This is a genomic window from Micromonospora sp. NPDC048063, from assembly GCF_043202855.1.
Lineage (GTDB): Bacteria > Actinomycetota > Actinomycetes > Mycobacteriales > Micromonosporaceae > Micromonospora.
In genome coordinates, this window is record NZ_JBIDBG010000005.1 from 337,467 (window position 1) to 350,401 (window position 12,935).

10 protein-coding genes are annotated in these 12,935 nt (G+C 73.4%); 8 read left to right on the plus strand and 2 right to left on the minus strand.

Annotated elements, in window-relative coordinates; translation table 11 throughout:
* Positions 1-304: 304 nt before the first annotated feature.
* The 8 genes from ACGFZ2_RS16515 (at position 305) to ACGFZ2_RS16550 (ending at position 10,750) form a co-directional block, all read left to right on the plus strand.
* Positions 305-3,097, plus strand: a complete 2,793-nt coding sequence (locus ACGFZ2_RS16515; protein WP_393263962.1) for an exo-alpha-sialidase — start codon at positions 305-307, stop codon at positions 3,095-3,097.
* Between the two features lie 26 nt (positions 3,098-3,123).
* On the plus strand, positions 3,124-3,978 hold the full coding sequence (locus tag ACGFZ2_RS16520) for a carbohydrate ABC transporter permease (protein ID WP_393263960.1): 855 nt from the start codon (positions 3,124-3,126) through the stop codon (positions 3,976-3,978).
* A gap of 26 nt (positions 3,979-4,004) precedes the next feature.
* Complete coding sequence (locus ACGFZ2_RS16525; protein ID WP_393263958.1) at positions 4,005-5,327, plus strand: ABC transporter substrate-binding protein; 1,323 nt, start codon at positions 4,005-4,007, stop codon at positions 5,325-5,327.
* The gene (locus tag ACGFZ2_RS16530) at positions 5,324-6,361 is read left to right on the plus strand and encodes an ABC transporter ATP-binding protein (RefSeq protein ID WP_393454297.1); all 1,038 of its coding nucleotides are present in this window, start codon (positions 5,324-5,326) and stop codon (positions 6,359-6,361) included. The genes ACGFZ2_RS16525 and ACGFZ2_RS16530 overlap by 4 nt, the downstream gene beginning before the upstream one ends.
* Before the next feature lie 38 nt (positions 6,362-6,399).
* Positions 6,400-7,269 carry a carbohydrate ABC transporter permease gene (locus ACGFZ2_RS16535; protein ID WP_393454424.1) on the plus strand — a complete coding sequence of 290 codons (870 nt, stop codon included), beginning with the start codon at positions 6,400-6,402 and terminating at the stop codon, positions 7,267-7,269.
* 100 nt (positions 7,270-7,369) lie between these two features.
* On the plus strand, positions 7,370-7,996 hold the full coding sequence (locus ACGFZ2_RS16540) for a GNAT family N-acetyltransferase (RefSeq protein WP_393454427.1): 627 nt from the start codon (positions 7,370-7,372) through the stop codon (positions 7,994-7,996).
* 28 nt (positions 7,997-8,024) lie between these two features.
* The gene (locus tag ACGFZ2_RS16545) at positions 8,025-9,443 is read left to right on the plus strand and encodes an RtcB family protein (protein ID WP_393263954.1); all 1,419 of its coding nucleotides are present in this window, start codon (positions 8,025-8,027) and stop codon (positions 9,441-9,443) included.
* A 98-nt stretch (positions 9,444-9,541) separates the two neighbouring features.
* The gene (locus ACGFZ2_RS16550; RefSeq protein WP_393454300.1) at positions 9,542-10,750 is read left to right on the plus strand and encodes an RNA-guided endonuclease InsQ/TnpB family protein; all 1,209 of its coding nucleotides are present in this window, start codon (positions 9,542-9,544) and stop codon (positions 10,748-10,750) included.
* Positions 10,751-10,763: 13 nt separating this feature from the next.
* On the opposite strand, the gene ACGFZ2_RS16555 is transcribed toward ACGFZ2_RS16550, so the two are convergent.
* Positions 10,764-11,192: an archease gene (locus ACGFZ2_RS16555; RefSeq protein WP_393454303.1), complete on the minus strand. Its 429-nt coding sequence runs from the start codon at positions 11,190-11,192 to the stop codon at positions 10,764-10,766.
* Between the two features lie 82 nt (positions 11,193-11,274).
* On the minus strand, positions 11,275-12,846 hold the full coding sequence (locus ACGFZ2_RS16560; RefSeq protein ID WP_393454306.1) for an LLM class flavin-dependent oxidoreductase: 1,572 nt from the start codon (positions 12,844-12,846) through the stop codon (positions 11,275-11,277).
* Positions 12,847-12,935: the final 89 nt, after the last annotated feature.

Consider the following 12,935-nt stretch of genomic DNA (forward strand, 5'->3'; position numbering starts at 1 on the left):
CATCGGCAACATGCCGCCGTCGACGGGCAGGACGCGCCGGTGACGTACGCGGCGGCGGGCGAGGCGGGCCTTGCCGATGCCGGAGTCGGCGCCGGTGACGACGGCGATTTCGGGTGGTTCTCGTAACGCGCTGGCATGGTGCCGCACTGCCCGTTCCATGCGGATGCAACCATACGTTGATCCCGGTCCATGCGGGGGATTGCCCACGTCGATGCGCTCTGCCATTCTCCACCGTGGACGCTGCCAGCGACGGTCGCCAATCCGGAGGACCGTGCGGCGGCCCCTATCTGCCGGAGGGACCCTCGTGAAGCGCAGACGTCGCCACCTGCTCGTGGGACTGGCGGTCGGTGCCCTGGTGGCATCGACCGGTCTCGTCGGAATCCACCTCGCCGGCGCCCAGGTGCCGGCTCCCGCCGCCGCGTCCGGCGACGGGGAGATGCCCGGCGCGCTCGGCGCCCACATGGAACGGCTGCGCCAGGCCGTGCCGGGCAACGACGGCATGTCGCCGGACGGCCCGGGCAACGCCGCGCAGCAGGAGTTCCTGGAGCGCGCGTACCCGACCAGCACGATCAGCATCGCCCAGATGGACCGGTCGAAGGCGGCGTACTCGGCCGCGGAGCGGCGCGCCGGCGGCAGCCGGGGCTGGGTCAACGTCGGCCCGAGCGAGGCCCTCTACCCGTTCACCGAGTTCCGCAACGCCGGCAACTACGTGCCGAACGCGTACGTCGCGGGCGGCCGGGTCACCTCGATCGACATCGCGCCGGACTGCAACGCCCTGCTCTGCCGGGCGTACGTCACGCCGGCCGGCGGCGGCGTCTGGGGCACCCTGAACGTCCTCGCGCCCGAGCCGAAGTGGTTCTACCTGGGCGGGCCGCTCGGCATCAACGCCGCCGGCTCGGTCAAGATCGACCGTAACGACAAGACCGGGCTGACCATCTACGTCGGCACGGGCGAGGCCAACACCTGCGCCTCCGGCTGCGTCGGCGGCGTCGGCCTCTACAAGTCCACCAACGGCGGGGTCACCTGGACGGGCCCGCTGGGCAAGGACGCGCTCGCCGGCAAGGGGATCGGCGAGATCACGATCAAGCCCGGCGACCCCAGGACCCTCTACGTCGCCACCACCACGGCGCTGCGGGGCATGTCCGGCTCCTGCTGCACCGGCGTCACGCGGCCGGTGCCCGACGCCGAGAAGTGGGGCCTCTACAAGTCCACCGACGGCGGCGCGAGCTGGAGGTTCATCCACAACGGCTCGGCCGACGCCACCCAGTGCACCGGCAGCGCCGCGGAGTATGCCAACACCGCCGCCTGCTCGCCGCGCGGGGTGCGCTACGTCAAGCTCGACCCGCGCGACGCGAACATCGTCTACGCCTCCTCGTACGCCCGGGGCGTGTGGCGCTCGGCGGACGCCGGCGCCACCTGGACGCAGATCAAGCCGTCGCTGAACCCGGCCGTCTTCCAGACCCGGGCCGCGATCGACGTGACCGCCCTGCCGAACGGCAAGACCCGGATGTACGTCTACGAGGGCAACATCGGCAACCCGTACTCGCGGCTGTTCCGCAGCGACGACGTGGCCGGCGGCGCCCCCGCGTTCGCCGACCTGACCAGCGCCAACCCGGCGGACCCGGGCTTCGCGACCTACAACCAGTGCACCGGCCAGTGCTGGTACGACGTCTTCGTGCACACCCCGGCCGGGCACCCGGACATCGTCTACACCGGCGGCGCCTACGTCTACGGCGAGACCGTCGCCCACAAGCGGGCGGTGGTGCTGTCGACCGACGCCGGGGTCAGCGGCACCGACATGACCTACGACGGCACCGACGAGCTGCACCCCAACGGCCTGCACCCCGACCAGCACGCGCTGGTCACCAACCCGCGCAACCCGTACCAGTTCTTCGAGGCCAACGACGGCGGCGTGATGCGCTCCAGCGGCGAGTTCGTGGACCGGTCGGCCTGGTGCGACAACCCGGACCGCAACCTGGCCACGCAGGCGCAGAAGGACCGCTGCAAGCAGATGCTGTCGCGGATCCCGTCGAAGCTGGACGGCATCAACAAGGGCATGAACACGCTGCAGTTCATCAGCCTGTCGGCCAGCCCGCACGACCACACGCTGCTGCAGGGCGGCACCCAGGACAACGGCACCTGGGAGAACAAGGGCCAGCGCAGCCGCTGGGTCAACACGATGATCGGTGACGGCGGCGCGTCGGGCTTCGACGTCGGCAAGCCGGAGTTCCGCTTCCACACCTTCTACGACGCCTCGCCGGAGGTGAACTTCGACAACGGGGACGTGGGCAGCTGGATCTCGATCTCCGACCCGATCTTCGGGCACCCGGGCACCCTGTTCTACGCCCCGGTGGTCAGCGACCCGAAGGTCAGCGGCACGATCTTCGCCGGCACCTCCCGCACCGTCTACCGGACCAAGACCTTCGGCCTCGGCGACCGGAGCCTGGCGGAGGCCGACCGGATCTGCAACACCTGGACCGGCACGTTCGAGGCACAGTGCGGCGACTTCGCGCCGCTGGGCACGGTCAACCTGACCGACGCCGCCTGGGGCGACCGGGCCGGCGGCGCGGTCTCGGTGGTCGAGCGGGTCGCCACCGACTCGTCCACCGCGTACGCGGCCACCAGCACCGGGCGGGTGTTCGTGTCCCGCAACGTCGACGCCGAGCCGGCCGCCGCGGTCACCTGGACGCGGATCGACACCGCCGCCACGCCCAACCGCTTCGTCACCAGCATCCACGTCGACCCGGCCGACCCGGCCCGGGCGTGGGTCTCCTACAGCGGGTTCAACTCGAACACCCCGGCCACCCTCGGCCACGCGTTCGAGGTGAAGCTGGCCGGCACCGGCGCGACCTGGGCCGACCGGTCGTACGACTTCGGCGACCAGCCGATCACCGACCTGGTCCGCGACGACGTCACCGGCGACCTCTACGCGGCCACCGACTTCGGTGTCCTGCGGCTGGCCAGGGGCAGCACGACCTGGGTGAAGGCGGCCCGCGGCATGCCGAACGTCGAGGTCGCCGGGCTGACCGTCGTGCCCGGCAAGCGGGTGCTCTACGCCGCCTCGCACGGCCTGGGCGCCTGGCAGCTCGCGCTCTGAGGAAGTCGACCATCGGCAACGACCGGGTGAGGGGCCGCGCGAGCGGCCCCTCACCGCTGCCCGAGGCGGCCGGCCGGGCCTGGCGGACCCTCGGCGCGGCGTTCGTCCTGCTCGTCTTCGTCCCGCCGCTGCTGCTGCTGCTCTCCGGCTCGCTCACCGAGCCCGGCCTGCCTCCGCCGCCCACGCCGCGGCTGGTGCCGGAGCCGGTCTCCACCGCCGGCTACCAGCAGGCCGTCGAGCTGGGCGGGTTGCTGCGGGCCTCGCTCAACTCGGTCCTGGTCGCGGTCGTCGCGGTGCCGCTGAGCGTGCTCGTCGCCGCCCTGGCCGGCTTCGCGCTGGCCCGGCTCGCCCCGCGCACCACCGGCGTCGTCGTGGCGGCCTCCCTGGTGGCGCTGATGGTGCCGGCCACGGCGCTGCTGGTGCCCCGATTCGCGATCTTCCGGCTGCTCGGTCTGACCGACACCCTGGTGCCGTTGGTCGCCCCGGCGTTGCTGGGCACCTCGCCGCTCTACGTCCTGGTCTACTACCTGGCCTTCCGGGCGCTGCCGGCGGACCTCTACGACGCCTGCCTGGTGGAGGACCTCTCGCCGATGCGCACCTGGTGGCGGGTCGCCCTCCCGCTGGTCCGCCCCGTCACCGCCGGCCTCACCGCGCTCACCTTCGTGCTCACCTGGTCGAACTTCCTCGACCCGCTGGTCTACGTCTACGACCGCGACCTGTTTACCCTGCCGCTGGCCCTGCGCTCCCTGTCGGTGCTGGACCCGACGAACTTCCCGGTGTTCCTGGCCGGCGCGGTGCTGGCCACGGTGCCGGCGCTGGCCGTCTTCGTGCTCGCCCAGCGGCGCTTCCTCCACCACGACGACCCGACGGGACGAGACTGACGATGCGACCGGAGAGAGAACCGACGATGAGACCGAAGGCGCTGCTCGCCCTGCTGCTCGCCGCCGTGCTGGCCGCCACCGGCTGCGGTTCCGGCTCCGGGGCGTCCGACGACGGCCCGGTGCGGCTGCTGGTCTTCGGCGCGCCGGAGGAACTCGCCGCCTACCGCACCCTCGTCGAGGCGTACGAGAAGGCGCGTCCCGGCGCCGACGTGCAGCTCGTCGAGGCCAGCGACCGCAAGGACCTGCTGGCCCGGCTGGCCACGTCGGTGGCCGGCGGTGCCCCGCCGGACCTGTTCCTGATGAACTACCGCTTCTACGGCCAGTTCGCGGCGAAGGACGTCATCGAGCCGCTGGACGACCGGCTCGCCGCCTCCGACGCCGTCGACCCGGCCGACTACTACCCGGTGGCGTGGAACGCGTTCCGGTGGAAGGACCGGCAGCTCTGCCTGCCGCAGAACGTCTCCAGCCTCGCCGTCTACTACAACCGCACCCTCTTCGCGAAGTACGGCGTGCCCGAGCCGAAGGCCGGCTGGACCTGGAACGACCTGCTCACCACCGCGTCCGCGATGACCCGCGACTCCCGTGGCGTGGTCGTCAAGGCCACCGAGAGCGAGGGCGCGGCGCTGCGCCCCGCCGTGCACGGCCTCGGCGTCGAGCCGTCCATCATCCGGCTCGCCCCGTTCGTCTGGTCCAACGGCGGCCAGCTCGTCGACGACCCGACGAGGCCGACCCGCCTGACCCTGGACACCCCGCCCGCCCGGGAGGCGCTGAAGAACCTGGTCGACCTGCGGCTGGCGTACGGGGTGGTGCCCACCGACGAGGAGGTCGAGGCCGAGGACGACGAGTCGCGGTTCGCCAACGGCCGGCTCGCCATGCTGATGAGCTCCCGCCGCTCCACCACCACGTTCCGCTCCATAACCGGCTTCGAATGGGACGTCGCCCCGCTGCCCGTATACAAGGAGCAGGTCGGGGTGCTGCACTCGGACGCGTACTGCATGACCCGGGGCGCGAAGCGCAAGGACGCCGCGTGGCGGTTCCTGGAGTTCGCCATCGCCGAGGAGGGCCAACGCATCGTCGCCGCCACCGGCCGCACCGTCCCGTCCCACATCGGGGTGTCGCGGTCGCCGGCGTTCCTCGGCCCGGCCCAGCCGCCGCGCAGCGCGAAGGTCTTCCTCGACGCCATCCCCACCGTCCGGGCGCTGCCCACCGTCTCCACCTGGCCCGAGATCGAGGACGCGACGTACGGCATCCTGGAGAACGCCATGCACCGGGGTGACCGGCTCGACGACGTGATCCGCGACCTCGACCAGCAGACCCGCCCCCTGTTCGCCCGCGGCGAGCACGGGTGAGCGACCCCGGCCTCGCCCTGGCGGGCGTCTCCGCCGCCTACCGTGGGTCGACGGTGCTGCACGAGGTGGACCTGACCGTCGCCCGGGGGGAACTGCTGGTGGTGCTCGGCCCGTCGGGGGCCGGCAAGTCGACGGTGCTGCGGGTGGTGGCCGGCCTGGAACCGGTCACCGCCGGCCGGGTCCGCATCGCCGGCCGGGACGTCACCGCCGACCGTCCCGGCCGGCGCAACGTGTCGATGGTGTTCCAGTCGTACGCGCTCTTCCCGCACCTGACCGTCGCCGAGAACATCGCCTTCGGCCTCGAGGTGCGCGACACCCCCCGCGCGGTCGCCCGGGATCGGGCCCGCGCGGCCGCCGAGGCCGTCGGCTGCGCCGCCCTGCTGCACCGGCGGCCCGGGCAGCTCTCCGGCGGGGAGCGGCAGCGGGTGGCGCTGGCCCGCGCCCTGGTGCGGGAGCCCGACGTGTTCCTGCTCGACGAGCCACTGTCCAACCTCGACCTGGCGCTGCGGGTGGAGCTGCGCGCCGAGCTGCGCGCCCTGCACGACCGGCTGGGCGCCACGATGGTCCACGTCACCCACGACCAGACCGAGGCCCTGGTGCTCGCCGACCGCATCGCCGTGCTGCGCGCCGGGCGGATCGAGCAGGTCGGCACGCCTGACGAGATCTGGCGCACCCCGGCCAGCACCTTCGTCGCCCGCTTCGTCGGCTCCCCGGCGATGAACCTGCTCCCGGCCGCGGGGGTGCTCGTGCCGTCGGGCACCGCGCCCGTCGGGGCCGCCGAGGAGCTGGAGATCGGCTTCCGGCCCGAGGCGGTCACCCTCGACGCCGCCGACGGCACGGACGCCACCGTCGACCGGGTCGACGTCGTCGGCGAGGACGCGTACGCGTACCTGACCCTCGCCGGCGGGCACCGGGTCGTCGCCCGGGTGCCCGCGGCCCGCCGGCCCGAGCGCGGTGCGGCGGTACGCGTCGGCGTGCGCTGGGCCGACGTGCACGTCTTCCACGCCGACTCCGGCCGCCGGTACGCCCCGTGACGACCACGGACCGCCGCTCCCGCCGGCAGTTGGCGCTGATGCTGGCGCCGTACCTGGTGGGCCTGGTCGGGCTGGTGCTGCTGCCCGCCGCGGTCACCGTGGCGCTGGCCTTCACCGAGTACGACCTGCTGCGCCCGCCACGCTGGGTGGGGCTGGACAACCTCACGGCGCTGGTCGACGACCCGGTGTTCCGGGTGGCGCTGACCAACTCGCTGGTCTTCGCGCTGGTGGCCGTACCGCTGCGGGTGCTCTTCGCGCTCGGCCTGGCGCTGCTGCTGCACCGTCGGGCGCTCGGGGTCGGTTCCGCCCGCACGGCGGCGGTGCTGCCCACGGCGGTGCCGGAGATCGCCTACGGGCTGCTCTGGCTGTGGCTGCTCAATCCGCTCTACGGCCCGATCAACCAGCTGCTGCGCACCGGCGGGGAGAACGGCCTGACCGCGCTGGGCCGCACCCCGCCGCAGTGGCTCACCGACCCGACCGACGCCCGGGCCGCGATCATCCTGATGAGCCTGTTCACCATGGGGGAGACGTTCGTGGTGCTGCTGGCGGCCCGCCGCGCGCTGCCCCGCGACGTCTACGAGATGGCCGCGATCGAGGACGCCACCGGCTGGGACGTGTTCCGTCGGATCACGCTGCCGCTGATGGCGCCGGTGCTCGGGCTGCTGGCGGTGCGCGACGCCATCCAGAGTCTGCACTTCACGTTCGTGCCGGCGTTCGTGGTCACCGACGGCGGCCCGCCCCCGTACGCCACCACCTACCTGTCGCTGTTCGTCTACCGCACCGGCTTCGAGTACCTGCGCTACGGCTACGCGGCCGCCGCGACCCTGGTGATGATCCTGCTGACCGTGGCGGCGGTGGTGGTGCAGTGGCGGCTGATTCGCCGCTACCGCGCGTTCTACCGCCTGTGAGGAGCCCGGCGCGAGCCCGAAATTCCCGGGCGCCGGCCCCGGACGCCGTGACATGATCGCGCACTGCGCCGACCGGGTGGCGGCGCGCGAGGAGGGCGGCATGGAGTTCGAGGTACGCCGGATCGGGCCGGAGTCGACCGCCGGGGCGGCGGCCGTGCTCGCCGACGCCTTCGACGGGTATCCCTGGATGGCCTGGACGGTGGCGGCCGACCGGCATCGGGAGCGGCTGGAGGCGATGTTCGCCGGCACCGTCGACGCGGTCGGGCTGCCCTACGGCGACGCCTGGGCCGCGGTGGGCCCCGACAGTCGACCGGTCGCCGTGGCGGTGTGGCTGCGCCCCGACCGGCCGGTCCCGGACGACGTCTGGGCCGGGGTGGCGGCGCGCAACGCCGAGTTGGCCGGCGACCGGCACGCGGCGCTGCTCGCCGCCGACGCGGCCTGCGCCTCGCTGCGGTCGGCCGAGCCGGCGTTCCTGCTCGCCACCGTCGGCGTGCGCCGGGCCGACCAGGGCCGGGGGCTGGGCGCCCGGGTGCTGCGGCCCGGCCTGGCCGAGGCCGACCGTGCCGGCCTGCCGGCGGTGCTGGAGACCTCGTCGGAGCCGAACGTGCGGTTCTACCAGCGGCTCGGTTTCGCGGTCACCGGCCAGGCGCGGGTGCCCGACGGCGGTCCCCGCGTCTGGGCGATGCGCCGGCCGGCCGGGCGGGCCGACACCGGGACGCGGGTGTAAGGGGCGCTCGCCCGGGTAGCCGCCGGGAATGGAGCTGGTCGAGGAGTCGCCGTACCGCTTCCGGATCGACCGGCACGACCCGATGCGGGTGCCGGGTGTGGTCTTCGCGTCCCGGTCGTTGCTGCCCGACGCCGGGGCGGACAAGTCGCTGGAGCAGGTCGCGAACGTCGCCACGCTGCCCGGCATCGTCGACGCCTCGTACGCCATGCCCGACGTGCACTGGGGCTACGGGTTCCCGATCGGCGGGGTGGCCGCCACCGACGTCGCGCACGGCGGGGTGGTCTCGCCCGGCGGGGTGGGCTTCGACATCTCCTGCGGGGTCCGGCTGCTCGCCGCCGACCTGGACCGCGACGGGCTGCGGCCCCGGCTCGACGCGCTGATGGACGGGCTGGGCGAGGCCACCCCGCGCGGGATGGGTAAGGGCGCGGTGTGGCACCTCTCCTCTCGCTCGGAACTCGACGCGGTGCTGCGCGGCGGCTCCCGGTACGCGGTCGAGCGCGGCTTCGGCGTCGAGCGGGACCTGCACCGCTGCGAGGACTACGGCGCCGTCGGCGACGCCAACCCGGCCGAGGTCAGCGAGCGGGCGATCGAGCGGGGTGCGCGCCAGGTCGGCAGCCTCGGCTCCGGCAACCACTTCCTCGAGGTGCAGGCCGTCGAGGAGGTGTACGACGACACCGTTGCGACCGTCTTCGGTCTGCGCCCCGGCCAGGTCTGCGTGATGATCCACTGCGGGTCGCGGGGGCTGGGCCACCAGATCTGCACCGACTACGTCCGCGCGATGGAGAAGGTGATGGCCCGGCACAACATCCACGTGCCGGACCGGCAGCTCGCCTGCGCGCCGGTCTCCTCCCACGAGGGCCGTGCCTACCTGGGCGCGATGGCCGCCGCCGCCAACTACGCCCGGGCGAACCGGCAACTGCTGGCCGACGCCGCCCGGAAGGTCTTCGCACGGGTGACCGGCAGCCGGCTGGACCTGGTCTACGACATCTCGCACAACCTCGCCAAGATCGAGGACCACGACGTCGACGGCGAGCGGCGCGCGCTCTGCGTGCACCGCAAGGGCGCCACCCGCGCGCTGCCCCCGGGCCACGCCGACCTGCCCGACGACCTGCGCGACGTCGGCCAGCCGGTGCTGATCCCCGGTTCGATGGGCACCGGCTCGTACGTGCTCACCGGCGTGCCGGGGGCGCCCGCGTTCGCCTCCACCTGCCACGGGGCCGGGCGGGTGCAGAGCCGCAAGCAGGCCGTGAAGGCCGAGCGCGGCCAGGACCCGCGCGGCCAGTTGGAGGCGCAGGACATCGCGGTGCGCGGCGCGTCCCGGCGCGGCCTGGCCGAGGAGATGCCGTCGGCGTACAAGGACATCTCGGCGGTGGTGGCGGCGGCCGAGGGTGCCGGGCTGTGCCGGAAGGTGGCCCGGCTGGTGCCGCTCGGTGTGGTGAAGGGCTGAGCCGGCGGCCCACCGCCAGGATGCCCCGTCCCGCAGTGCGGGGAGGAACGCCGGATGCGTTGTCAGCTGTGACTGTCCTTTGTGGTTAGCTTGGTCTTGTGCGGACGGCGTACAGGTGTCGGGCTTACCCGACGCCGGAGCAGGCGGTGGTGTTGAACCGCACGTTCGGGTGTGTGCGCGTGGTCTGGAATCGCACTCTCGCTGCCCGTCATGCTCGTTGGCACACCGAAGGGAAGTCCACTTCCTATGCGGAGACGGATCGGGCGTTGACGGAGATGAAGAAGCAGCCCGATCTGGCGTTTCTGGGTGAGGTGTCGTCGGTGCCGTTGCAGCAGACGCTGCGGCACCAGCACACCGCCATGACGGCGTTTTTCGCCAAGCGGGCCCGGTATCCGCGGTACAAGTCGCGGCACGGCCGCCAGTCCGCCAGTTTCACCCGGTCGGCGTTCCGGCTGCGCGGCGGAAACCTGTTGCTGGGAAAGACACCTGGCGTGCTGCGGTTTGTGTGGTCGTGGCCGGACCTGGACGTGGCGGGGTTGGGTCCGACGATGGTGACGGTGTCGCGTGAGGCGGACGGCCGCTGGTTCGTGACGTTCGCCGTCGACGTTGAGGCACCCGTCGCACCCGAACCGACGGCTGGGGTGGTGGGCGTGGACCTCGGTCTGACCGACTTCGCGGTGTTGTCCACCGGCGAGCGCATCCCCCACCCGAGGCACATGGAACGGCGGGAACGCCGACTCAAGCGGTATCAGCGGATGATGGCCCGCCGGCAGAAGGGTTCCGCCAACCGCGCCAAAGCCAAACGGAGGGTGGCGCGGGCGCATTCGCGGGTACGTGACGCGCGTCGGGACTTCCTGCACCAGCAGTCGACCGCCCTGGTGCGCCGGTTCGCGGCCATCGCGGTGGAGGATCTGGCGGTGGCGAACATGGTCCGCAACCGCTGTCTGGCCAGAGCGATCTCGCGTACCGGTTGGGCCGAGTTCCGTACCCTGCTGACCTACAAGGCGCACCGCGACGGCCGTATCCTCGCGGTGGTGGACCGCTGGTACCCGTCGTCGAAGACGTGTTCGGCGTGCGGGCACCTGCTCGCCCAGCTTTCCCTCGGCACACGGCATTGGTCGTGTCCGGGTTGCGGCACCCGGCATGACCGGGACGTCAACGCCGCCCAGAACATCGCTGTCGCGGCCGGGCTGGTCGAGACGCAAAACGCCTGCGGAGCGGACGTCAGACACGAAGGACCTCCTTCCGTGCGGTCTGCGGTGAACCAGGAACCCCAACTTGCGAGGGTGGGAATTCCCCGACTCTAGGCGGGGAAGGATGTCAAACGTCGAGGGTCACCGCGCAGGACCAGCCCTCGCCGTCGCGGCCGAAGCGCAGCTCGTGCAGGGAGACGGCCTTCGGCACCGCGCCGACCAGCTCGACGGCGTCGGTGCCCGCCGTGCGCCAGCGCACCGTCAGGCCGCCGGCGCCGTCGTCGGCCACCTCGGTGTGCAGCGGCAGCTCATCCTCCGTCTCCATCCGGAAGATCACCTCGTCGAGTACGGCCACCAGCAGGTCCTCGTCGTCGCCGGCCGGCACGCGGAACTCCCGCTCGCGCTCCGGTGCCGCCCCGGCGGGGTCGACGAACGTCCCGACCTGCGCGGCGACCGCCTCGGCCACGCACTCCTCCCGGGTCGGCGCCCACGCCTCGATGCGGACGTCGGCGGTGTGCGGCACGCAGCGGTGCCCGCGCTCGGGTCGTCGCTCCATGCCCCGATCATCCGTCACCGGGCCGCCGCGGGCGGGCGGGTCGACGCAGGCCGGGGCAGGCTCAGCGCAGGCCGAGGCGGGCTCAGTGCAGGCCGAGGCGGGCGATGGGCTCGACGAGCTCGCGCTCCTCGTAGGCGAGGTGGGACAGCAGCGTGTCGCTGAGCAGGTCGACGGCCGCGCGCAGCTCGGCCATCCCGTCGGAGACGGAGACGAACGCGACGAGGGCGCGGTCGACCCGCTCCAGGACGTCGTGGATGGCGTGGTGCTCCTGCTCCAGCCGGTCGATGACCGGTGCGAGGCGGGGATCGCCGGCGCGCAGGTGCGGGAAGATCCCCCGGTCCTCGAGGGTGTGGTGGGTGGTGACCACCCGGCAGTACGACTCGCAGTAGGTGCCCAGCGTCCACTTGTTCTGCCGGATCGTCATCGTGTTGATGTGCGAGCGGGCCGTGCCCGCGTCGAGCAGCCCGGCGCCCACCTGCTCGACGAGGTCGTGGAGGCGGGCGAGTTCGGCCCGCAGCCCGTCGTGCACGTCGACGAGGTGCTGGGCGCCGGCCTGGTCGTGCGGGGTGTAGGTGCGGGCGGGGTCCGGTGCGGGGCCGGTCGGCCGGGTGGTCTCGTCCCAGACCCGGATCGCGCTGCGGCGGACGCCGTCGTCGGGCGTCGGCACGACCGCGAAGGCTCCCGCCCCGGCGGGCGGGCGTTCGACCGGCGGCTCCGCCGGGGCGGTCACCGGCACCGGTCCCGGCGCGGCGGGCGCGGTGGCGGCGGTGCGCTCGGCGGCCACGAGGTCGCGTACGGCGGGGGCGACCTCGGCGGCGAAGCGCCGCAGGTCCTCGGGGTCGTCGCTGCCCAGGATGAAGGTGCTGATCCCGTCGCCGAGCGCGAGGTCGGCGAGTTCCTCCGCCCACTGCTCGGGCGGGCCCTGCAACAGGCCGCGGCCGACCGGGGTGAAGCGGCCGGTCACGTTGAGCAGCCGGCGGACGTCGCCGGGGGACCGGCCCGCCTCCCGGGCCGCCTCGTCGATGGCGGCGTTGCCCCGGGCGAGGTCGCCGGGCTGGAGGTAGCCCAGCGACGGCAGCCACCCGTCGGCCCGGCGCCCGGTCAGGGCCAGCATGCGCGGCTTGTACGCGCCGAGCCAGATGCCCACGTCGTGGGCGGGCGCGGGGCCCCGCTTCGCGCCGACCACCCGGTGGAACTCGCCGTCGACCCGGACGCCGCCGCGCGCGTCGGCGTCCCAGACCTGGCGGATGACCTCGATCGCCTCCGCCAGGGCCCGCACGCCCTGCCCCGGGGAGAGCCGACGCCCGCCCATGGCCTCGATGGCCTCCCAGAACGCGCCGGCGCCCAGGCCCAGCTCGACCCGGCCGCCGGAGAGCAGGTCGAGGCTCGCCACGCTGCGGGCCAGGACGGCCGGCGGGCGCAGCGGCAGGTTCGTCACGTTCGCGGCCAGTCGGACGGTGCGGGTCCGGGCCGCCACGAAGCTCATCAGCGTCCAGGTGTCCAGGAACGCCGGCTGGTACGGGTGGTCCTGGAAGGTGACCAGGTCGAACCCGACCTGCTCGGCCAGCACGGCGAGCCCCACCACCCGGCTCGGGTCGGCGTTTCCGGGCGTCAGGAACGACCCGAAGGTCAACGGGTGCCCGTAGTCGCCCATGTCGGCCTCTCTCCCTGTCCCGCGGCTGCGCCCGAGCCGCACGGCAGATGGTATGCCGGGCGCGGACGTCGGCCGCCCCCGACCGACGA